We start from the raw sequence: 21,703 nt of genomic DNA on the forward strand, positions 1-21,703 counted from the left end.
AGTAACAGACTTTTACAGTTCGATACTTATAGCACAAGAAAGGATGTTCTTCATCCATGAGAAAATCAGTTGTTGCCATTGTGGGCAGGCCAAACGTTGGAAAGTCAACGATATTCAACAGGCTTGTCGGGGAAAGAATTTCAATCGTTGAAGATACGCCCGGTGTAACCCGGGACAGAATATACAGTGAAGCAGAATGGTTGAACACAACATTTAACCTAATAGACACAGGGGGCATAGATGTCGGTGATGAGCCCCTGATTGCTCAAATCAGATATCAGGCGGAAATTGCAATAGATGAAGCAGATGTCATCATTTTTATGGTTAATGGCCGTGAAGGTATAACTGCTTCCGATGATGAGGTTGCGAAGCTTCTTTACAGATCAAACAAGCCTGTGGTACTTGCTGTGAATAAAATTGATAATGTGGAAATGCGTAATTCTATTTATGACTTTTATGCACTTGGTTTTGGGGAACCCTTCCCGATATCCGGGGCGCACGGGCTCGGTCTTGGTGACCTTCTTGATGATGTAGTGGCTAAGTTTCCTAAAGATCAAACTGAAGATGTAGATGAAGACACAATATACTTCAGTCTGATCGGAAGACCGAATGTGGGTAAGTCCTCTTTAGTTAATGCGCTCCTGAATGAGGAACGGGTTATTGTTAGTGATATTGAAGGGACAACCCGAGATGCTGTGGATACAAGACTGCGCAGAGATCATCAAGATTATATGATCATTGACACAGCAGGCATGAGGAAAAAAGGAAAAGTTTACGAAGCGACAGAAAAATATAGTGTTCTCCGTGCATTGAAAGCAATCGACCGTTCTGATGTCGTTCTTGTTCTGATAGACGCTGAGACCGGCATCAGAGAACAGGACAAACGGATTGCCGGATACGCTCATGATGCGGGTAGGGGTATTATTATTGTTGTAAACAAATGGGATACTGTTGAAAAAACAGATAAAGCCATGAAAGAATTTGAAGACAATGTTCGCCAACAGTTTCAGTTTCTTGATTACGCACCGCTTGTCTTTTTATCTGCCAAAACCAAAAAACGCATTCATACACTGATTCCAGCTATTAAACTTGTAAGTGAACACCACGCCAAACGTATACCGACAAACGTTCTAAACGATGTGATCATGGACGCCCTTGCGATCAATCCTACACCTACTTATAAAGGGAAGCGGCTTAAAATTTTGTATGCAACACAAGTCGCTGTGAAGCCACCCGCTTTTGTGGTATTTGTAAACGATACAGAGCTCATGCATTTCTCATATGAGCGCTTCCTTGAAAATAAGATAAGAGAAGCGTTTGGCTTTTCAGGGACACCAATTAAAATCTTTGCCAGAAAAAGGGACTAGGAGGAAATACACATGAAACGAGTAGCAGTACTGGGTGCAGGCAGCTGGGGAAGTGCCTTGAGCATTGTTTTGGCAGATAATGGTCATGACGTCAGATTATGGACACATCGAAAAGAACAGGCTGATTTAATCAATGAAACTCATAAGAACGAAAAGTACCTGGAAATCATGATACCAAAACAGATCATTGCTTATCACGATATGTCTGCCGCAATTAAAGATGTTGACGTTATTTTGATTGTGGTGCCAAGCAAGGCAATGAGAGAAGTTTGTCAGCAATTGAGTTCAAGCATGGAAGGCCATCCTGTGATTGTCCATGCTTCCAAAGGCATTGAACCAGGTACTTTATCACGTGTTTCACAAGTCATTGGTGAAGAGTTGGCTGCTTATAAAGAAGAAGACATTGTTGTGTTGTCGGGTCCAAGTCACGCAGAAGAAGTGGCGCAACGTCAGCCGACCACAGTCACTGTATCTTCAAACAATGAGCAGAATGCCAAAGCTATCCAGGATCTGTTTATGAATGAATCTTTTCGTGTATATACGAGTACCGATGTGATCGGCATAGAGCTTGGCGGCGCATTGAAAAACATTATCGCTCTTGGTGCCGGCATTTCTGACGGTCTTGGGTATGGAGATAACGCTAAAGCAGCTTTGATTACAAGAGGTCTCGCAGAAATCTCGCGTCTGGGAACGAAAATGGGAGCTAACCCTTTTACATTCCTCGGATTACCGGGCGTGGGAGATTTAATTGTAACATGTACAAGTGTCCATAGCCGTAACTGGCGGGCCGGAAATCTGCTTGGTAAAGGCAACCCGCTTGATGAAGTTCTTGACCAAATGGGGATGGTTGTAGAAGGTGTCAGAACGACCAAAGCTGCTTACCAATTCGCTCAGGATCATAATATTGAAATGCCGATTACAGAAGGTATTTATGAGGTGCTTTTCAACGATACAGAACCTCGGGCGGTTGTGGAACAACTCATGAATCGCACTAAGCGAGAAGAATTGGATGATCTTAAACAACTGTTGAACAATCCAGAATAGACGATACACAGAGACTTCTCCGCTTGCATACAATGTGGTGTACCCACATCACAAGGAGGAGAGCATGTGAGCCATTCACAAAAAAACGTTTTTGACAACATTCAAAATAACTCTAACATTAATCCAGACGAAATTTATAAAGTCGCGAACTCAGTAAAAAACGCAGACTTTTCAGATGAAACAACAGTAAGAAATCTTGTTAGGCGCCTGTCAAAAATGGCTAATAAACCGATATCGAAAGAAAAAGAAGATCAAATTGTTGCTTCAATTATTAACAAAGATGTTCCGATGAATATGCAATCATTAAGCAACATCTTTAAAAATTAGTCTGACTGGGCAAGTGATGATACAATGTGCTGCGATTGAGCATAATATAAATCGTACAAGGATTTATGGGTAGAACTGTGTTGGATGTTATTTGGTCAACCGAGATGAAGCTCATTCGCCCGCTTCATCTCGGATATTTTGTTAAATGTGCATATATCTGAAGAGACAAGCATATTGTCTCTTGTTTTTTTATGTTATAATACTTATGTTAACGACGTGTAGTTAGGGTGAGAACAATGAGTGAGGCAGGATTAAAGGAACTGATTTCATTTGGGGCATTGGCCTCTTGATTTTGGCACTTGTTTTAATACAATTAAGTCGAAGAAAATTGTCAGGGGTGCTGGCAGGGGTAACGGCTTTTTTCGCTTATATTTCTCTGATCATTGGCGGGCTGTTTGTCTTATATGTGGTATTCAGCGGGCCAACCATATAGCACCAGGAGGTTTACCATGAAGCGGTCATATATAACAATAATACTATTACTTATTTTGATGATGATCTTAAACGGATGTATGTTTCCGGAAAGTGAAAAAAGAAAAATTCAACACCGAATGAAGATCAGCTGCAAATGGTCCAGACCGCAGTTGATCAGTTTCGTGAACAGACAGATGGACTGCTCCCTATAAGAACAAAACCGAACGAGACACCAATTTTCCAAAAGTACCTGATTGATTTTGCCCAGTTAAAAGAACGCAATCTATTGACCGAGATTCCAGGAAATGCATTTGAGAATGGTGGCGTGTATACGTATGCCATCATTTATCCTGAAACAGATCCACAGGTCAAACTGATCGATTTGCGCCTTTCAGAAGAAATCAGGCGCATTAACCTGAAGTTGGATATGTATCGGGACGAGCATCTCTATCCACCTTATGGCAGTCAGATTGCAGATGGTGTGTTCCAAATCAACTATAAAAAGCTTGGTTTAGAGGAGCCACCTCATGTCGTCAGTCCTTTTTCCAATGTTAATCTTCCAATCGTAATGGATACAACAGGATCACTCTATATCGACTATCGGATTGATTTAAATAAAGCACTTGAAGAACAAGAACATAACTACCAGGAAAAAGACGATATCAGATATATCCTTGCAGAAACATCTCCATTTCTGCCAGCCTATTCGTTACCTTATACAGTAGAAAATGGTGAACCTGTTTTTATGGCGGAAAAATAATATATATCAGGCATATTAAGTCTCTTGATACATATAGTGTGTCAAGAGGCTTTTTTAATGAGTACAGCCAGGCTGCATATATGTCTAAAGGGCGAAAAGGAAGTTTTAACCGTCTTTTACACATATTTAAGTCATATTGTGATAGGACAACATCATAGAATTGTAATGTCAATTCATCGAGATTGTTTTTAACACTATTCGGCAAAGGAGATCGGGAGGGGATCGTTTGGAACGGGTTGATATTTTTAGTGATATTTCGAAGCGCACAAATGGTGATATTTATCTAGGAATTGTTGGTGCTGTCCGGACAGGCAAATCTACTTTCATTAAGAAGTTTATGGAATTGGTTGTCTTGCCTGGCATTGAAGAAGAAGGGGCGCGGAACAGAGCACATGATGAACTGCCCCAAAGTGCAGCAGGGCGCACCATTATGACAACTGAGCCTAAATTTGTTCCGAATCAAGCAGTTTCGGTGCAAGTGGATGAGGGGCTTGATGTAAATGTCAGATTAGTGGATTGTGTGGGGTATGCAGTTGAAGGCGCGAAAGGTTTTGAAGATGAGAATGGTCCGAGAATGATTCATACACCTTGGTATGAGGAACCTATTCCGTTTCATGATGCAGCTGAAATCGGAACACGGAAAGTCATTCAAGAACATTCAACCATCGGGGTTATTGTAACTACAGATGGATCAATTGGTGATCTGCCGCGTTCAGATTATGAACCAGCAGAAGCAAGAGTTGTTGAGGAATTGAAAGAAGTAGGCAAACCATTTATCATGGTGGTTAATTCGGTTCGACCAACAAGTCAGGAAACTGAACTGCTCAGACAGGAACTGGCGGAAACCTATGATATACCAGTTCTGGCTATGAGCGTTGAAACGATGGAAGAACATGATGTCTATAATGTGTTGCGGGAAGCATTGTATGAGTTTCCTGTCCTGGAAGTAAACGTTAATCTGCCCAGTTGGGTAATGGTACTCCGTGAAGATCATTGGCTGCGGCAAAATTATCAGGAAGCTATTCAAAACACCGTTCAGAATATTAAAAGGCTCAGAGACGTCGATTCAATCATGGGTGACTTTGATGAGTATGAATACATTGAACGGGCGAATCTCGCTGGTATGGAGCTTGGGGAAGGAATTGCTGAAATAGACTTACATGCTCCAGATGCATTATATGATCATATTCTGAAAGAAATTGTAGGGGAAGAAATACGGGGGAAAGATCATTTGCTGGAGCTGATGCAGGATTTTGCGCATGCTAAAAGGGAATATGATCAGGTCTCAGGAGCTTTGCAAATGGTGAAACAAACTGGCTATGGCATTGCAGCTCCGACTCTTGAAGACATGGTCCTGGATGAACCTGAAATTATCAGGCAAGGCTCAAGGTATGGTGTTCGGTTGAAAGCAGTAGCACCATCCATTCATATGTTAAAGGTGGAAGTGGAGTCGGAATTCGCCCCCATCATCGGAACAGAGAAACAAAGTGAAGAGCTGGTGCGGTATCTGATGCAGGATTTTGAAGATGACCCTTTATCAATATGGGAATCGGATATCTTTGGCAGATCATTGAGTTCAATTGTGAGGGAAGGGATTCAAGGGAAAATTTCTCTCATGCCAGAACATACCAGATATAAACTAAAAGAAACATTGGAGCGAATGATTAATGAAGGCTCGAGAGGCTTGATTGCGATCATTTTATAAACATAAAAAGCAGCTGGTGTACAGCTGCTTTTTTTACGTTTATATAAGAGAGATCAGGGGTACATAAAGAGAACGAATCATGATAAATGAGTTCACTATAAAGAATAATATGCTAAAAATGGCATGAAAACCAAAAAAAGTGCGGTTTAATGTTGAATTTTAAGTGAAACTCAGTTATGATAATCGTTGTCAACCATTGATTTGAATAGGTTTGACGTATAAAAATGAGAAAAACAGTGAACAAATGATGATAAGATTTATTTGTTCTGATTTCAATTGGGAGGAGGTGAATGTCATGAACAAAACAGATCTTGTTAATGCAGTAGCTGAGCAAAGCGACCTGTCAAAAAAGGATGCTGCGAAAGCGGTTGACGCTGTTTTCGATTCTGTCATGGATTCACTTAAAAAAGGTGAAAAAGTACAGCTGATCGGCTTCGGTAACTTCGAAGTACGTGAGCGTTCTGCTCGTAAAGGCCGTAACCCACAGACAGGCGAAGAAATTGAAATTCCAGCAAGTAAAGTTCCTGCTTTCAAACCAGGAAAAGCCCTAAAAGACGCTGTTAAATAATAGCTACATAGGGTAATGAGGGGTGCGTAAATACGTGCCCCTTTTTATATGCCTCTTATGTACGAGAGTGAACAAGCAATAAGGGAGTGATAACGGATGGATTCAGAAAATCAAAATGAATTTTTTGTGATTAAGGCTCTTGAGGATGGTGTTAACGTCATTGGACTGACAAGGGGAACAGATACCAGATTCCACCATTCTGAAAAACTTGACAGAAATGAAGTTATGATTGCTCAATTTACCGAACATACATCAGCTGTGAAGATCAGGGGTAAGGCATTGATTCAAACCAAACATGGTGAAGTGGCAACTGATTAGTTTCTCCTGTCGGCTTGTTTTTTATACTGTTAGTCCTTTTGGTTATGTGCTATAATAGCGAAAGACATAACTAGAATAAAGGGCCGTGATCAGATGCAGACTTCCATCATCACAATGGAGGACATGAAGAAAGAAATTCAGGCAACTATAAAACAGTCATTTTTAGAACAATATATCCAAGCGCCCGTTGATGAAGAAAAACTGTTCGTGCTGATCGCGATCATGAATGATATAAAACTGCCCACATACCGTAAAGTTCAGTATATCCTTGCTGTAACCCTTATACAGACCGCGCTTGACGCACACGATTTGGTGCGTGTGAAGGGTGAAGCCTCTGAACAACCTTTCTCTGTACAGGATCAACTAACGGTCCTGGCCGGTGACTATTACAGTGGGCTGTATTATTTTTTGTTATCGAAAATAGATGATCTTCGAATGGTCAGACAGCTTGCTACAGCAATTAAGGATATTAATGAAGAAAAAATGGCCTTGTTGTATGGCGACACAGAGACCCTACACAAGCGTGTACAACGCCTTAAACGAATTGAGACGCTTCTTATTACGCGTGTCGTTCAACATATCGGATGCGAATATATAGCACCTTTGGCGGAAGAATGGGTGCTTGCTGCAGTTTTAATAAAAGAAAGAGAAGATCTTGAAAAATACGGGAAGTCAAAATGGTTCTGTGGTCTGAAACAGAGCGGTGGAAGTTTTGATCGTGTGAGTTTAATCGGACATCTTAGTGACTGGATTGATGAATGTTTACAGTATACCAAAAGCGATCTGCCTTTAAGAATTCAGGAGAATATGCGCAGGGAGCCATATCATTCCCGCTTATATCGTGAACTGTGTGGACTGGAACTAAACAAGGAAGAAGGATAAACATTGACAGAACCATCAAAAGAGGAACGCGTGCATCACGTATTTGAAAAAATATATGGTAAATATGATGTTATGAACTCCATTATATCTTTTCAGCGCCATAAAGCCTGGCGTAAAGATGTGATGAAACGTATGAACATCGAACCGGGGGCCAGTGCATTAGACGTATGTTCCGGAACCGGCGATTGGGCAATTGCAATAGCGGACGTTGTTGGCCCCGAGGGCTCTGTTATTGGGCTGGATTTCAGCAAAAACATGTTATCGGTTGCTGAAGAGAAAAGAGAGCATTTCGATATTCAACAACTCAGCTTCCTGCATGGAAATGCAATGGAACTACCGTTTGCCGACGATACATTTGACTATGTTACAATTGGTTTTGGTTTAAGAAATGTGCCGGACTACCATACGGTGCTCAAAGAAATGTATCGCGTAGTAAAACCGGGTGGCATAGTGGTTTGTCTTGAAACATCACAACCTTCATTAATTGGTTTCAGACAACTTTATTATTTTTATTTTCGTTTTATAATGCCCATGTTTGGTAAATTATTTGCCAAAAGCTACAAAGAATATGCTTGGCTCCATGAATCCGCAAAAGATTTTCCTGACAAAAAAAGACTCAAAAAAATGTTTCTGAATGCTGGCTTTGACCGTGTGGATGTCAAAAGCTACACAGGCGGTGTGGCAGCTATGCACATGGCCTTTAAACAATAACAGCCATGGAGGCCTGCATTTATAAAAGGTGACCTGCATGAAACTAACCAAAACATATGGATACTTAAAAAAAGACCTCACAATGATTGAGGAAGCCTTGAATGAAGCAATTGATGCTGATCACCCGGTTCTTAAAAAAGCTTCAGTCCAATTACTGGAAGCGGGAGGAAAACGGATACGCCCAGTTTTTGTCCTATTATCCGCTCGTATGGGTGATTATGATGAAGAGAAGGTTAAGACCGTGGCAGTATCTCTTGAATTGATTCACATGGCCTCTCTGGTACATGATGATGTAATCGATGATGCAGATTTGCGCCGGGGCAAACCAACTGTCAAGCATACATATGATAATAAAGTTGCCATGTATATGGGGGACTTTATTCTTGCACGCGCACTGGAAAATATGACTTCTATCTCCAAACCGGAAGTTCACCGCCTGCTGTCTCACGCTATGGTGGAACTTGCTCTTGGGGAAGTTGAACAAATTAAAGACAAATTTAACTTAGATCAGAATTTACGCCATTATTTGCGGCGTATTAAACGTAAGACCGCCTTACTTATTGCAACAAGCTGCAAACTGGGTGCCATTGTCTCAGATGTACCAGCCCACGAGGCGCGTCAGCTGTATAAATATGGCTATTATATAGGCATGTCTTATCAAATTATAGATGATATCCTTGACTTTACATCAAATGAGAAAGTTTTAGGGAAGCCGGCAGGTCATGATCTGCTACAAGGTCATATTACGCTGCCGATTCTATATGCAATGGAAGATTCACATTTTAAACATGAGCTGATTAAAGCGGGGACAAGTCAGGGGCATATCACTTCTGATCACATAGACCACTTAATGGAAGCCTTTCATCAGACGGACGCTATTGCCAGATCTTATGCTCTGAGTGATCGTTATTTGCAGAAGGCACAATCCTCATTGGATATCTTTCCTGCTTCAAAAACAAAGGAAACAATGCAGAATATCGCTCAATTTATTGGCAGTCGCCGTTCATAGTCCTGATGTTTGTCATATGGAAGGATATTTGATAGAATCTAAAAGGCTGTACCAATATATACAAATGATGAGGTGTAATAATGGAAAAGACATTTTTAATGATTAAACCAGACGGCGTACAACGCAATCTGATCGGCGACATTGTATCTCGTTTTGAACAAAAAGGTTTTACACTTGTCGGAGGTAAACTGATGCAAATTACCAATGAACTCGCACAAACACATTATGGGGAGCATAAAGAACGCCCATTTTTTGGTGAGTTGGTTGATTTTATTACTTCCGGACCGGTTTTTGCCATGGTTTGGGAAGGCGAGGACGTCATTAAAACTGCAAGAAATATGATGGGGCAGACAAATCCTCAAGAAGCTGCGCCTGGCACAGTTCGAGGAGACTACGGAATCACTGTGGGAAAAAATATTATTCACGGATCTGATTCTCCAGAGAGTGCTGAACGTGAAATCAAATTATTTTTTGATGAACAAGAGCTCGTCAGCTATCAAAAACAACTGAACGATTGGATTTACTAAAACCAAAGCCTCCGTTAAATACGGAGGTTTTCTTGCATAAGGAGAGACTTTTTCAAAGATTATATAGAACGTAAGAGGAGAATGAACCGTGACAGAAGAATATACAGCGTTTATGTCTCGTATTAAGAAGAAACTGGATATTGACCTTTCCTTATATAAAGAAGCCCAAATGAAGCGCAGATTAACATCTTTAAGAGACAAAAGAGGGTTTACCAGCTTTGACCTTTATTATAAGGCTCTGGATCGTGAGGAAGAATTACTCCACGAATTTATGGATCGGATCACGATTAACGTCTCTTCTTTCTTCCGTAATCCCAATCGTTGGGATGTTCTTGAAAAAAAAGTGCTACCTGAATTACTTAAAGAAAGGAAACATCTCAATATCTGGAGTGCAGCTTGTTCAACAGGGGAGGAACCGTATAGTTTAGCCATGGTGCTGAACAAACATTTCCCGGGTATTACAGCACATATTCTAGCGACAGATATTGATGACAACATCTTACATAAAGCAGAAACAGGCTTGTACACGAAACAAGCGATAACCGGTGTTCCAACAGATATGCAGCGGTTGTATTTCACTGAAACAAATGGCAACTATCGGGTACAAGATCAGTTGAGGGATATGATTACATTTAAAAGACATAACCTTCTTAAAGATTCTTACCCGAAACAGTTGGATTTGATTTTATGCAGGAATGTGCTCATTTATTTTACGGATACTGCGAAAGAGCATATTTATAACAAGTTCAGCCAATCAATGACTCAGGGCGGAACGTTGTTCGTAGGAAGCACTGAGCAGATTTTCACACCGGAAAAATACGATATGCATCTTTTGGATACATTTTTTTATCAGAAAAACACATAACGGGTTGCTTGAGTGGGGCAGGAGGTTCAAATGGAGATTTTGCATATTAAATCAGAAAAAAGATCTTATTCTATTTATATTGAGGAAAATATCCGATACCAAATTTCGAAATACGTGTCAAAAGATTATTCTAAGATTCTGGTGATCACAGATGCTCACGTCCAGAAACACTATTTACAGGATATCCTTGATGCCCTTCATGGCTACGCTGTTTCTTATGTTTCTTTGCATCCAGGAGAAGGAAGCAAAAGCTTTGAAGTGTATCAGCAGTTATTGACAACAGCATTGAATGAAAAGCTTGATCGGCACTCCCTCATTTTAACACTTGGAGGCGGTGTGGTGGGTGATATCGGCGGGTTTGTTGCTGCGACCTACATGCGCGGCATTGATTATATACAGATGCCAACGACCATCCTTGCACATGACAGCAGTATAGGCGGGAAGGTTGGAATTAACCATGAACAAGGGAAAAACTTGATCGGCAGCTTTTATCCGCCCACTGCGGTTATTTATGATATCGCCACACTTCAAACATTAGAATCCAAAGACGTTCGGTCCGGTTATGCGGAATTGCTGAAAGAAGCTTATCTATCCAGCCCAGTTTGGACAAAAGAATTGCTAAATTTAAATCTCAGAGATTTAAATTCTTCAGCGGTTCAGGCGCATATTGCCAAAGGTATAAAGGTAAAAGCAGCCATTGTTGAGGCAGATGAGTTTGAAACAGGCAAGAGAGCTTTCTTGAATTTCGGCCATACATTGGGCCACGCCATTGAACATGCTGCAGATTTTAGGAATTATACTCATGGGGAAGCAGTTGCCATAGGGATGCTGTTTGCTCTTTTTGTAAGCGAAACGGTATTCAAAACGACATTAGGGTATAAACAATTATATAAGTGGATGGAAGAGAACCGGTTCCCGCTTAATCTTCCACATTTTGAAACAGAACGCTATTTGACTGCTATCCAAAAAGATAAAAAAACAACACGATCTGTCATAACGCTTGTGTTACTCCAAGATATAGGCAAACCGGTTTTAAAAGACTTTTCTGCTGAGGAACTCAGAGTGTATTTGAATAGATTCTATCAAAGATTATAGCTTCTTTTGAGAAAAAGAGAACACGAATTATAGCCTCATTCGGTATAGAAAGGACGTTGTAAATGGAAGAGATTATGAAAGCGATCCGGCTGATGGAACAGCAAAAGCATGACGAAGCTGTTATTCAACTTGAAACAGCTTTAGAGACTGCTGACGAGGAAGAAATGTTTACCATTGCTGAAATTTATCAGCAATGGGGATACGTTAAAGAGGCAGCTGAGATTTTGGAAATTCTGAGACAATCCTATCCAGGTGAAAGCGAATTGAATATTATGCTGGCGGATTTATATATTGAAGTTGAAAATGATGAACAAGCAATTGAATTATTAAATGAAGTAAAAACAGATGATGAAGCATATGTGCAATCACTTGTGCAGTTGGCAGATTTATACCAGGCACAAGGCTTATTTGAAGTGGCTGAGCAAAAATTATTGGAAGCCAAACAGCTGGAGCCAAATGAAATGATCATTGACTTCGCGCTTGGTGAATTATACTTTTCAATTGGAGATCATTTAAAGTCCATTAACTACTACGAACGTGTTTTACCAGAGTCGACCGTTGTAGCTGACATTTCTGTCGGTCTTAGACTTGCAGAGGCCCACGCTGCATCCGGCGGCTATGAAGAAGCAATCAATTATTATCGTGATGCAGAGCCCGAAGACCCTGACACACTTTTCAAATACGGGCTGGCTGCCCACCAAATTGATCGTAATGATATAGCGATACATGTGTGGGAACAAGTGATTGAACTGGATATGTATTATCATACTGCTTACTATTATCTTGCAGAAGCGTACGATAAAGAAGAGATGACAAAAGAAGCGTTGAACGCTGCCAAAAAAGGTCTTACAGTTGATGAATATAACGCTCAACTCTATTTTTTGGCAGGCAAGCTTGCACATAAGTTGGGAGAAGATGATGAAAGCGAACAGTATCTCAGACAATCCATCGCTCTTGATCCGGATTACAAAGAGGCCATACTATTTCTGGTTGAAATGTTTAAATCAAACGATAGCCACGAGGCTATTATAGATCTGCTGCAAGAAGTTAACAGAACCGAAACAACTGATGCCTTATACGAGTGGGAGCTTGCCCGCGCCTACTATGAAAATGAGTCATTTAAAGATGCATTAAAGCATTACGACCTTGCATATAATACACTTAAACAGGACAGTGACTTCCTCAAAGAATATGCTTATTTCCTGATAGAAGAAGGGAGGAAAGAGAAAGCCATTCAAATATTTGAGTCTTATTTGCTGCTTCAGCCGCTCGATACGGAAACAGAAGCATATGTTGATCGATTAAAAGAAACCCATACAAGTGAATAATAATTTGCAAATGACATTTGGGAGGCGATGTTACGCGTGCAAACCCCAATTTCTGCCCATGATAAAAAGTCGTTTATCAAGTGGTTTCTCAACCATTATCAATTAAAAAAACGGGAAAGTGTCTGGATTCTGAACTATTTATCAAATCACCCTAAAATTTTATCCAATGTACACTTTGTAAGAGACATTAAATTTTGTCCAAGAGGCATCGTCATTACGAGCCACTGTTCGGATCATGTACCTTTTCGGTTTTATAAAAAGCAGGTTGTAACCACCGATGCGGAGAAATCGTTTCATGATATTCGATTAAATCAGCAGGAACCGCTTTATATCCAACTGAATTTCAAGAATGCGCATCAAAATACATTTTATGCTGCTGTCCTTGAGGAAAACCCTTTTATACCTGATGCTCACTTCATTACCAAGAAGGATGAAATCAATGCCAGACAACTGCTTGAACATACGCTGTATCAATTTCAACAGGAAAAGCTTTTAGCAGAAATTAATGAAGCACTGGATCGGAAAGACAAACAGCGATTCATGGATTTGGCTCAGCAAATGGAAGAAATAAAACGCTCGTATATTAATCAACCTGATTCGTTTTAGGTTGATTTTTTTTGATTGTATGGTTAATATTTGAGTTGGCAGACTGTATCAGGAAAGGCAGGCTACATACTATGAAGTGGACTAAATCTGATTTATCACGATTTTTGGAAGCGCAGGAATATGTTGATACTGTAATAATTCCATTGGTTCCTTTTCAGTTTTCACATGAAAAAAAGATGGGAAAAGACGCATTTCAAGCTGAACTTGTTTATTTATTTGCTCAAGGCGTTGAACAAGAGCTTGCAGGAAGGGTGATACTTACCCCCGCCTATCATTATGTTAAATCAACAGATAAACATAAAGAAGCTGAGCGCGTGGCTGAGTGGGAGAAGGAAATTAAATCACAGCCCTTTAAACACGTTTTTTATCTTACCTTTGACCCATCATGGAAGAAAAACGAAAAAGCGCTTGAGGGTACGCTTCTGTGGTTTCCTGCAATATCTGCGAATGGAGACGCTCACTCATCTGTGGATGTGCTGCGCCCGCAGGTTGAACAGGTGGTTGAATTAATTCGATCTTATTGGGAATAAATACAATAATCATCGTACAATTAGAGTATAATTGATTGACCGCGTCATCACTTTGCGCTATCATGGGTATGTCCTAGTAATCTGTATAAAATGCAAAATGTCCGTGATATTATCTTTAAGAGGGGGGAAAAACATGAGTGGAGAAAAACAGCAGGTGTCCCGTCGCCAGTTTTTAAACTATACGCTTACAGGTGTCGGTGGATTTATGGCAGCCGGTATTATGGTTCCAATGCTGCGTATGGCAGTAGACCCGGTTTTAAAACCATCCGGCCATGGTGATTTTCACAACGTCAATTTGTCTGTTGATGATATCAGCAATGACCCACAGCGTGTTGAATGGGAAGTTGAACAGGTGGATGGCTGGTATAAATCCAAGGTGCAAAAAGCAGCCTGGGTTTACAAAGATGATGGTGGCAACATCATTGCGCTTTCCCCAATTTGTAAGCACTTGGGGTGCATCGTGACATGGGAAGGCAGTGAGCAATATCCAAATGAATTTTATTGCCCATGCCATGACGGACGCTATTATAAAAGCGGTGTAAACGTTCCGGGCACACCACCAACAGCGCCGTTAGATATGTACGAGAAAAAAGTTGAGGATGGCATGTTGTATCTCGGCGATACCAAACCACATAAGGAGGCGTAATCATATATGCTGCAGAAAATGTATGACTGGATAGATGAACGCGTAGATATTACGCCTATATGGCGGGATATTGCCGATCATGAGGTGCCAGAGCATGTTAACCCGGCACACCATTTCTCGGCCTTTGTTTATTGTTTTGGCGGATTGACGTTTTTCGTCGTCGTCATTCAAATTCTATCCGGTATGTTTTTAACGATGTATTATGTCCACGATATTGAAAATGCATGGAGATCTGTTTATTATTTGCAGATTGATGTAGCTCATGGACAGATAGTCAGGGGAATGCACCATTGGGGCGCGAGTGTCGTGATTGTTATGCTGTTCTTACATACGTTGCGTGTCTTTTTCCAAGGTGCTTATAAAAAACCTCGGGAACTGAACTGGATGGTGGGAGTATTACTATTCTTCACAATCCTCGGTCTTGGTTTCACAGGTTACTTGCTGCCATGGGATAACAAAGCTTATTTCGCAACCCAAGTAGGTTTAGAAATTGCAGAGCAGGTACCTTTTATAGGTCCTGAAATTAAAACGCTCCTTGCTGGTGATGAAAGTATTGTCGGAGCCCAGACATTGTCAAGATTCTTTGCGATTCACGTGTTTTTCTTGCCAGGTGCGTTATTTGCTTTGATGGCAGTTCACTTTATCTTGATTAGAAGACAGGGCATATCCGGTCCACTATAATAAAAAGGAGGTAAAGCTGTGCATAAGGGAAAAGGAATGAAGTTTGTCGGAGATTCCCGTATTTCCGCTGAACGCAAATCAACCATACCTAAAGATTATTCTGAATATCCCGGAAGAACAGAAGCTTTTTGGCCCAACTTCCTCTTAAAAGAGTGGCTGGTGGGAGCTGTTTTTCTAGTCGGTTTTCTAACATTGACATTGGCACATCCTGCTCCTTTGGAAGGGGTTGCCGATCCAACAAGTGCAACGTACATACCGTTGCCTGACTGGTACTTTCTGTTCTTGTATGAATTATTAAAATATCAATTTGCAAGTGGTCCGTTCGTTTTGTTTGGGATTCTTATCTTGCCAGGACTCGCTTTTGGTGGTCTTTTACTTGCTCCGTTTTTGGATCCGGGACCAGGCAGAAGGCCTCATCAGCGTCCGGTAGCAGTAGCTATGATGCTGTTGGCTGTTGTGTCAGTAATCTGGCTCACATACGAGTCTTCTTCACATGTTGATTGGGAACAGCGTGCCGAAGCGAATAAACCGATTCATCCAGATGAGTCTGTAGTTGATCAAGACGACCCGGGATTTGCGATATATGAATCCAACTGTATGTCTTGTCATGGAGATAACCTGCAGGGCACTCAAATGGGACCTTCACTTCTGGAAACCGAACATAGCGCAGAAGAAATCGCCACAATTGCTCATGAGGGAATTGGCGATATGCCAGCTGGTATTTTCCAGGGTTCGGACGAAGAATTGGATAAATTGGTTGAGTTTATTGTGAAAACGAAAGAAGAAAGCCAGAAGTAATGATTAAACACCTTTGCCTACACACGGCAAAGGTGTTTTCCATCTTGTTTGAAAAGGAAGAGGTTTATGCCGCTTAAATACATCCTTACCGATCGACGTTTTTTGATTGTTTTATTTTTGATCAATTTATTTGGCACCGTTTACGGTTACATATGGTATGAAAGCCAACTAGCGATTACACCGGCTATTTTCCTTCCTTTTGTGCCAGACAGTCCAACTGCCAGTCTCTTCTTTACGATTTTTTTGTTGTTTTTCATTGCTGGCCGAAATATACCTTATATAGAGGCCTTGGCTATTATGTCATTATTTAAATATGGCATATGGGCAGTTGTCATGAATTTGCTGACCTTATATGTAGATGGATCTCTTCCATGGGAAGGCTATATGCTGATTGTGTCCCATGGTGCGATGGCCGTTCAAGGGCTGTTATACGCTCCTTTTTATCGGATTAAATTACGGCATTTTGCGGTTGCGGCAGTCTGGATTTTACATAATGACATTATTGATTATGTGTTCGGTATGATGCCAATATATTCAAAACTGACAGATCACATGAACCAAATTGGCTATTTTACTTTTTGGCTTAGCATTGCCACTATTGTGGTGACATATTTCGTTACGTTAAGAAATGAAAAAAGAGGACTATAAAATATTTTTACCCACTTCTCTTGTGTGATAAATGGGAGACGTCCTGCATATATTGGAAGAAAGTCATGTGTGTGGGGTGGTGCTTTGTGGGACAGAGCGTTAAAAAGCATATACAGATTCTGTTGTTCCTTACAGCGTGTTCCATTGCCATCTTTTTTAACAATCAGCATCACGTATTTGCAAGTAGTGTGAATAACAAAAAAGTTCACATCATCAATATGGTTCCTTTTTATTGGCTGGTTGGGGTTGTAGGGGGATCCATCGTTATCACACTTCTTTATGTAAGTTTAAAAAAATACAATGCAGAACATAAAAGGCAAAAACAAAGGAAAGATAGTTGACGAGCATACCATTTTTGACTATAATTGACCTTAAGAGTTAATCTATTTATGGAGGCAGGTAAATTGGGAGGACTAGGGATATATCTTGTATACTTTGCGATATTAATTATTATCCCCTTATGGGCTCAGGGTAAAGTAAAAAGCACCTATAAAAAGTATTCCAAAATCGGGTATTCTTCACAGATGACCGGTGCGGAAGTTGCGCGGAAAATATTAAATGATAACGGTCTGTTCGATGTAGAGATCCAAGAAACAAAGGGAATGCTTTCAGATCACTATGATCCAAGAAAAAAGGTTGTTCGTCTTTCAAGCGCAAACTATCATGGCCGGTCTATGGCCGCTGCTGCGATTTCCGCTCACGAAGTAGGCCACGCTATTCAAGATGCTGAGGCATACGCCTTTCTGCGTTTTAGACATGCGCTTGTGCCAGTTGCCAATCTCGGATCTAATATGTCAATGTTCTTGATTATTGGTGGTATTTTCCTCGATATGGCAAATTTAATTCTCTTCGGTGTTATTTTTATGGCCGCTGCAGTATTGTTTCAGTTTGTCACATTGCCTGTTGAATTTAACGCTTCAAGCCGGGCAATGACACAACTTGTATCTACAGGAATTATTACAAATAGTGAAGAACGTCCGACGAAAAAAGTCTTAAATGCCGCAGCTCTCACCTATGTCGCTGCAGCAGTTGTTGCGTTAATGGAACTGATGAGATTTGTCTTGATATTCGTCGCGAGCGATGATTAAGTATTAAGCAAGTCATCTGACATATGCTAAAAGAAAATCCGGCCCGATTCACTTTCCAAATGAATCGGGCCGGATTTTTGCGTTTTGTTAGTGCTCCAATGGCTTTTTGTTTTCATCCAGTGTGAATCCTTCACCCATTACATCGTGTACGGAATCAACAGCGACAAAAGCGTGGGGATCAATATCGTTGATGATGTTTTTGAGGCGAACGATTTCATTACGTGCAATGACGCAGTAAAGTACATCGCGTCTTTCCCCGGTAAAACTGCCTCTTCCATCAAGCATCGTCACTCCGCGGTCCATTACCTGGTTGATTTTAGCAGCAATTTCACTGCTCTTTGACGAGATGATCATGGCCCCCCGTGCTGAATAAGCACCTTCCTGAATAAAGTCAATAACCCTAGCACCTATATACACTGCTACCAACGTATACATACCCTCTACCAGCTCAAGAACAAAAAAGATGGAAGTGGAAATCACAACAAGGTCAAACAGAAACATGGTTCTTCCCATACTCCAACCGGCATATTTATGTACAATCCTGGCGATGATATCGACCCCGCCTGTTGTACCGCCATAACGAAATATAATACCGAGCCCTACACCTATAAACACTCCTGCAAATAAAGCGGCCAATGTCATATCCGATTGCAGGTATGTCGGAAAATGGTGTGCCTGAAAGACGCCCAGAAACACTGAAACAGCAAAAGTCCCAATAATCGTATATAAAAAAGTAGTTCGGCCCAGGAACTTCCAACCAATAAAAAAGACTGGAATGTTAAGGACAAGGTTCATGACAGCAGGGTCCCATCCCCACAAAAAGTAAAATAACAATGTGATCCCTGTAAAACCGCCTTCACTCAAATTGTTCTGCATATTGAAATGAACAATTCCGAATGAAAATATTGCAGAACCCAACAAAATAAAAAAGTGTTTTTGAGCTTCAATCCGAATAACATCTATAATTCCTCCTTCCTTGCAGCAAACATGCCTCCAATTATAGCCAAAAACATCATGATCTACAATGAATCAGCTAAAACATTTGTCAAATCTGCTATTTTTAGCTAACATTAAAGAAACGCAAAACATGATCATACAATTTAGAAGGGTTTTGACGACCATATGAATTATCGCACGAAAGAGATACAACAACGTGTACATAACTATATTTCCCAATTTGAAGAAGGTTATTTTTCACCTTTGTCTATGATGGCGAGACTCACCGAAGAAACTGGCGAACTTGCGAGGGAGATAAATCATTTTTATGGAGAGAAACCTAAAAAGTCCAGTGAAAACATTCGAACAGTAGAAGAAGAACTCGGTGATATACTGTTTGTTATTACGACTTTCGCAAATTCATTAGATATTGATTTATCAGATGCATTTGAAAGCAGTATGAGTAAGTTTGAAACGCGTGATAAAGATCGCTGGACTAAAAAGAATACGGACTGATGAGCACAGGGGGACTGCTATGAAAAGCATTCGCATCGTATTGGCCGGACCAAGAGGGAAAATGGGAGGAATTGTGCAACAGATGATCAAACAAACAGAAGGGTTTGATCTCGTTGGATGTATCGACCGAAAGTCAGGCAATCCAGACCTTCAAGCTCCTGTCTTTGATAATGCATATACATGCTTCGAGCAAATAGAAGCTGATGTTTTGGTAGACTTTACGGTAGCCGATGCTTGTTTTGAACACTGCAGAGCTGCGATAGCTCAACATGTGCGACCCGTCGTTGGGACATCTGGTATGACAGAGAAGCAAATGAATGAACTTGTTCAGCTTACACAAACGCATAAAACGGGCTGCATTATCGCTCCTAATTTTTCCACAGGGGCTGTATTGATGATGCAGTTTGCCAAAATGGCTGCGAAGTTGTTTCCGGAAACAGAAATTATTGAAAAGCATCACAACCAAAAAGTGGATGCACCATCGGGTACAGCTATTAAGACCGCTGAGATGCTGGAACGTGATCACGCAAATAAAACCATACCCATACACAGCATTCGTCTTCCTGGTCTGATGGCTCACCATGAAGTTATTTTTGGTGGCGAAGGAGAGACCCTCTCCATAAAACATGATTCATACAGTCGAGATTCATTCATGGAAGGTATTAAATGGGCTGTCCATCATGTTATGACAATGGATCATTTCATTTATGGACTTGAAGAGATGCTAGAGAACTGAAGATCATTAGTGATACAAACCAGTTAATTAATTGCAGAAGAAACAGGTGAGTGTGTTGAATATAGCTTTAATTGCACATGATAAAAGAAAGAAGAAATGATTCGCTTTTCAATGGCGTATAAGCATGTCCTGAAAGAACATCACTTATATGCAACAGGAACAACAGGCAAGTTAATTCATGAAGCAACCGAATTGCCTGTAACGCGCTTTCAATCAGGACCACAAGGTGGCGATCAACAAATTGGAGCGATGATTGCCAGTAACGAAATGGACATGGTGATTTTCTTCCGAGACCCTTTAACGTCCCAGCCGCATGAGCCTGATGTAAGTGCCTTGATGCGTCTTTGTGATGTGCACTTAATTCCACTGGCTACAAATTTAGCAGCTGGAGAAATTGTGATCAGAGGGCTTGAGCGGGGAGATCTTCAATGGCGTGAGATTGTTGCAGCACAAAAGGATTTGAAAAAATGAAGATCGGAATCACATGTTACCCAACAGTTGGAGGATCGGGCGTAATTGCGACCGAACTGGGTATGTTGCTTGCTGAGCAAGGCAATGAAATTCATTTTATTACTTCTAGCCTGCCATTCCGTTTAAACCAGGTCAATCCCGCTATTTACTACCATGAAGTCGAACCAAGTCACTATCCAGTCTTTCAATATCCGCCATATGATCTGGCACTTGCTTCAAAAATGGCTGAGGTTATTGATCGCGAAAAACTGGATATCCTTCATGTGCATTATGCGATGCCGCATGCAATATGCGCCATACTGGCTCGTGATATTGCTAAACACAAGGTTAAAATTGTGACAACACTGCATGGAACAGACATCACTGTACTGGGTATCGATGATATCTTTAAAAAAATGATTAAGCATGGAATTGAACAATCTGATGCAGTTACAGCGGTTTCAGAGAGTCTTGTGAAACAGACGCATCAAACACTTCAAATCAATAAACAGATACATGTTGTCTATAACTTTGTCAATGAGCAAGAATATTATAAGAAATATCTGCCCTTGATTAGGGAGCAGTATGGCATTAAATCTAATGAGAAAGTTATTATACACATATCGAATTTCCGAAAAGTCAAACGTATTAAAGACGTCATTCGCACATTTCATGGTATTCAAGCGAAAATCCCAGCAAAACTTCTACTGATCGGTGATGGTCCTGAGTATTCAGAAGCGTGTAAGTTGGCAAGAGAGCTTGGGGTTGAAAACAGCATATTATTACTTGGTAAACAAAAAAACATCAGTGACCTACTGTCAATCTCTGATTTAAAGCTGTTAATGTCAGAAAAAGAAAGTTTCGGGCTGGTATTGCTTGAAGCAATGGCGTGTGAAGTTCCGTGCATCGGCACGAATACAGGTGGTATCCCCGAAGTCATCAAACATGGAGAAACGGGCTATATCGTAGAAGTTGGAGATGTTAAAACAGCAACTGATTACGCTGTGAAGCTCCTGACAGACGAAGCCTTACTGGAACGCTTTACGCGTAATGCGAAGCTTCGGGCCAAAACAGAATTCAGTTCTGAAAAAATACTGCAACAATATATGAACGTTTATCAAGACGTTTTGCAGAAAGGAAAAGAGTGA

At 40.8% G+C, this 21,703-nt stretch carries 24 protein-coding genes and 3 pseudogenes; 26 read left to right on the forward strand and 1 reads right to left on the reverse strand.

Going from position 1 to position 21,703, the window contains the following annotated elements:
- The first annotated feature begins 56 nt into the window (after positions 1–56).
- From der to JNUCC1_RS16970, 22 genes and pseudogenes are all read left to right on the forward strand, one after another.
- Positions 57–1,367, forward strand: coding sequence for a ribosome biogenesis GTPase Der (gene der, locus JNUCC1_RS16860; protein ID WP_156646740.1), 1,311 nt, complete (start codon positions 57–59; stop codon positions 1,365–1,367).
- Positions 1,368–1,379: 12 nt separating this feature from the next.
- Positions 1,380–2,411: an NAD(P)H-dependent glycerol-3-phosphate dehydrogenase gene (locus JNUCC1_RS16865; protein WP_156646742.1), complete on the forward strand. Its 1,032-nt coding sequence runs from the start codon at positions 1,380–1,382 to the stop codon at positions 2,409–2,411.
- 66 nt (positions 2,412–2,477) lie between these two features.
- A complete protein-coding gene (locus tag JNUCC1_RS16870; protein WP_331713842.1) occupies positions 2,478–2,738 on the forward strand; it encodes a stage VI sporulation protein F in 261 nt (86 codons plus the stop codon).
- Positions 2,739–3,030: 292 nt separating this feature from the next.
- Positions 3,031–3,171 carry a DUF2768 family protein gene (locus JNUCC1_RS16875; RefSeq protein WP_331713843.1) on the forward strand — a complete coding sequence of 47 codons (141 nt, stop codon included), beginning with the start codon at positions 3,031–3,033 and terminating at the stop codon, positions 3,169–3,171.
- A 58-nt stretch (positions 3,172–3,229) separates the two neighbouring features.
- Positions 3,230–3,912, forward strand: a pseudogene (locus tag JNUCC1_RS16880) (hypothetical protein).
- A 226-nt stretch (positions 3,913–4,138) separates the two neighbouring features.
- The gene (gene spoIVA, locus JNUCC1_RS16885) at positions 4,139–5,617 is read left to right on the forward strand and encodes a stage IV sporulation protein A (protein ID WP_156646744.1); all 1,479 of its coding nucleotides are present in this window, start codon (positions 4,139–4,141) and stop codon (positions 5,615–5,617) included.
- 295 nt (positions 5,618–5,912) lie between these two features.
- Positions 5,913–6,185, forward strand: a complete 273-nt coding sequence (locus JNUCC1_RS16890; RefSeq protein WP_156646745.1) for an HU family DNA-binding protein — start codon at positions 5,913–5,915, stop codon at positions 6,183–6,185.
- Between the two features lie 96 nt (positions 6,186–6,281).
- Positions 6,282–6,503 (forward strand): trp RNA-binding attenuation protein MtrB, encoded by a 222-nt coding sequence (gene mtrB, locus JNUCC1_RS16895; protein WP_156646747.1) that lies wholly within the window; start codon positions 6,282–6,284, stop codon positions 6,501–6,503.
- A 123-nt stretch (positions 6,504–6,626) separates the two neighbouring features.
- Positions 6,627–7,385, forward strand: coding sequence for a heptaprenyl diphosphate synthase component 1 (locus JNUCC1_RS16900; RefSeq protein ID WP_197431780.1), 759 nt, complete (start codon positions 6,627–6,629; stop codon positions 7,383–7,385).
- 3 nt (positions 7,386–7,388) lie between these two features.
- Entirely contained in the window at positions 7,389–8,096 is a 708-nt protein-coding gene (gene menG / locus JNUCC1_RS16905) for a demethylmenaquinone methyltransferase (protein WP_156646751.1), read from the forward strand.
- A gap of 37 nt (positions 8,097–8,133) precedes the next feature.
- Positions 8,134–9,105: a heptaprenyl diphosphate synthase component II gene (hepT, locus tag JNUCC1_RS16910; protein WP_156646754.1), complete on the forward strand. Its 972-nt coding sequence runs from the start codon at positions 8,134–8,136 to the stop codon at positions 9,103–9,105.
- Between the two features lie 80 nt (positions 9,106–9,185).
- Positions 9,186–9,632, forward strand: a complete 447-nt coding sequence (gene ndk, locus JNUCC1_RS16915) for a nucleoside-diphosphate kinase (RefSeq protein WP_156646756.1) — start codon at positions 9,186–9,188, stop codon at positions 9,630–9,632.
- A gap of 88 nt (positions 9,633–9,720) precedes the next feature.
- Entirely contained in the window at positions 9,721–10,497 is a 777-nt protein-coding gene (locus tag JNUCC1_RS16920; RefSeq protein WP_331713844.1) for a CheR family methyltransferase, read from the forward strand.
- A 30-nt stretch (positions 10,498–10,527) separates the two neighbouring features.
- Entirely contained in the window at positions 10,528–11,592 is a 1,065-nt protein-coding gene (gene aroB / locus JNUCC1_RS16925; RefSeq protein ID WP_156646758.1) for a 3-dehydroquinate synthase, read from the forward strand.
- A 62-nt stretch (positions 11,593–11,654) separates the two neighbouring features.
- Positions 11,655–12,920 carry a tetratricopeptide repeat protein gene (locus JNUCC1_RS16930; protein WP_156646760.1) on the forward strand — a complete coding sequence of 422 codons (1,266 nt, stop codon included), beginning with the start codon at positions 11,655–11,657 and terminating at the stop codon, positions 12,918–12,920.
- Between the two features lie 36 nt (positions 12,921–12,956).
- Positions 12,957–13,526 (forward strand): ReoY family proteolytic degradation factor, encoded by a 570-nt coding sequence (locus tag JNUCC1_RS16935; protein WP_331713845.1) that lies wholly within the window; start codon positions 12,957–12,959, stop codon positions 13,524–13,526.
- A 71-nt stretch (positions 13,527–13,597) separates the two neighbouring features.
- A complete protein-coding gene (locus tag JNUCC1_RS16940) occupies positions 13,598–14,056 on the forward strand; it encodes a DUF2487 family protein (RefSeq protein ID WP_156647175.1) in 459 nt (152 codons plus the stop codon).
- A 133-nt stretch (positions 14,057–14,189) separates the two neighbouring features.
- A complete protein-coding gene (locus tag JNUCC1_RS16945; protein ID WP_156646764.1) occupies positions 14,190–14,702 on the forward strand; it encodes a QcrA and Rieske domain-containing protein in 513 nt (170 codons plus the stop codon).
- A 6-nt stretch (positions 14,703–14,708) separates the two neighbouring features.
- Positions 14,709–15,383, forward strand: coding sequence for a menaquinol-cytochrome c reductase cytochrome b subunit (gene qcrB / locus JNUCC1_RS16950; protein WP_156646766.1), 675 nt, complete (start codon positions 14,709–14,711; stop codon positions 15,381–15,383).
- Between the two features lie 18 nt (positions 15,384–15,401).
- Entirely contained in the window at positions 15,402–16,181 is a 780-nt protein-coding gene (locus tag JNUCC1_RS16955; protein WP_331713846.1) for a menaquinol-cytochrome c reductase cytochrome b/c subunit, read from the forward strand.
- 66 nt (positions 16,182–16,247) lie between these two features.
- Complete coding sequence (locus tag JNUCC1_RS16960) at positions 16,248–16,829, forward strand: DUF1405 domain-containing protein (protein ID WP_156646768.1); 582 nt, start codon at positions 16,248–16,250, stop codon at positions 16,827–16,829.
- 389 nt (positions 16,830–17,218) lie between these two features.
- Complete coding sequence (locus JNUCC1_RS16970) at positions 17,219–17,917, forward strand: zinc metallopeptidase (RefSeq protein WP_156646772.1); 699 nt, start codon at positions 17,219–17,221, stop codon at positions 17,915–17,917.
- A gap of 87 nt (positions 17,918–18,004) precedes the next feature.
- On the opposite strand, the pseudogene JNUCC1_RS16975 reads toward JNUCC1_RS16970, so the two are convergent.
- Positions 18,005–18,876 (reverse strand): annotated as a pseudogene (locus JNUCC1_RS16975) (YitT family protein).
- Positions 18,877–19,039: 163 nt separating this feature from the next.
- On the opposite strand from JNUCC1_RS16975, the gene JNUCC1_RS16980 reads away from it, so the two are divergent.
- The 4 genes and pseudogenes from JNUCC1_RS16980 to bshA all read left to right on the forward strand — a co-directional run bounded on the left by JNUCC1_RS16980 (position 19,040) and on the right by bshA (position 21,703).
- Positions 19,040–19,369, forward strand: a complete 330-nt coding sequence (locus JNUCC1_RS16980; RefSeq protein ID WP_156646774.1) for a nucleotide pyrophosphohydrolase — start codon at positions 19,040–19,042, stop codon at positions 19,367–19,369.
- Positions 19,370–19,388: 19 nt separating this feature from the next.
- The gene (gene dapB / locus JNUCC1_RS16985) at positions 19,389–20,105 is read left to right on the forward strand and encodes a 4-hydroxy-tetrahydrodipicolinate reductase (protein ID WP_156646776.1); all 717 of its coding nucleotides are present in this window, start codon (positions 19,389–19,391) and stop codon (positions 20,103–20,105) included.
- 55 nt (positions 20,106–20,160) lie between these two features.
- A pseudogene (locus JNUCC1_RS16990) lies at positions 20,161–20,576 on the forward strand (methylglyoxal synthase).
- Positions 20,573–21,703 carry an N-acetyl-alpha-D-glucosaminyl L-malate synthase BshA gene (gene bshA / locus JNUCC1_RS16995; RefSeq protein ID WP_156646778.1) on the forward strand — a complete coding sequence of 377 codons (1,131 nt, stop codon included), beginning with the start codon at positions 20,573–20,575 and terminating at the stop codon, positions 21,701–21,703. The pseudogene JNUCC1_RS16990 and the gene bshA overlap by 4 nt, the downstream one beginning before the upstream one ends.

Origin of the sequence: Lentibacillus sp. JNUCC-1 (assembly GCF_009741735.1) — a bacterium.
Lineage (GTDB): Bacteria > Bacillota > Bacilli > Bacillales > Amphibacillaceae > Lentibacillus_B.

Coding starts and splice junctions, on each gene's coding strand:
- JNUCC1_RS16865 (WP_156646742.1), top strand. CDS start 1,380: ATGAAACGAGTAGCAGTACTGGGTGCAGGCAGCTGGGGAAGTGCCTTG.
- JNUCC1_RS16940 (WP_156647175.1), top strand. CDS start 13,598: ATGAAGTGGACTAAATCTGATTTATCACGATTTTTGGAAGCGCAGGAA.
- JNUCC1_RS16960 (WP_156646768.1), top strand. CDS start 16,248: ATGCCGCTTAAATACATCCTTACCGATCGACGTTTTTTGATTGTTTTA.
- JNUCC1_RS16930 (WP_156646760.1), top strand. CDS start 11,655: ATGGAAGAGATTATGAAAGCGATCCGGCTGATGGAACAGCAAAAGCAT.
- JNUCC1_RS16890 (WP_156646745.1), top strand. CDS start 5,913: ATGAACAAAACAGATCTTGTTAATGCAGTAGCTGAGCAAAGCGACCTG.
- der (WP_156646740.1), top strand. CDS start 57: ATGAGAAAATCAGTTGTTGCCATTGTGGGCAGGCCAAACGTTGGAAAG.
- ndk (WP_156646756.1), top strand. CDS start 9,186: ATGGAAAAGACATTTTTAATGATTAAACCAGACGGCGTACAACGCAAT.
- qcrB (WP_156646766.1), top strand. CDS start 14,709: ATGCTGCAGAAAATGTATGACTGGATAGATGAACGCGTAGATATTACG.
- JNUCC1_RS16945 (WP_156646764.1), top strand. CDS start 14,190: ATGAGTGGAGAAAAACAGCAGGTGTCCCGTCGCCAGTTTTTAAACTAT.
- JNUCC1_RS16970 (WP_156646772.1), top strand. CDS start 17,219: ATGGAGGCAGGTAAATTGGGAGGACTAGGGATATATCTTGTATACTTT.
- dapB (WP_156646776.1), top strand. CDS start 19,389: ATGAAAAGCATTCGCATCGTATTGGCCGGACCAAGAGGGAAAATGGGA.
- hepT (WP_156646754.1), top strand. CDS start 8,134: ATGAAACTAACCAAAACATATGGATACTTAAAAAAAGACCTCACAATG.
- bshA (WP_156646778.1), top strand. CDS start 20,573: ATGAAGATCGGAATCACATGTTACCCAACAGTTGGAGGATCGGGCGTA.
- aroB (WP_156646758.1), top strand. CDS start 10,528: ATGGAGATTTTGCATATTAAATCAGAAAAAAGATCTTATTCTATTTAT.
- mtrB (WP_156646747.1), top strand. CDS start 6,282: ATGGATTCAGAAAATCAAAATGAATTTTTTGTGATTAAGGCTCTTGAG.
- JNUCC1_RS16900 (WP_197431780.1), top strand. CDS start 6,627: ATGAAGAAAGAAATTCAGGCAACTATAAAACAGTCATTTTTAGAACAA.
- JNUCC1_RS16980 (WP_156646774.1), top strand. CDS start 19,040: ATGAATTATCGCACGAAAGAGATACAACAACGTGTACATAACTATATT.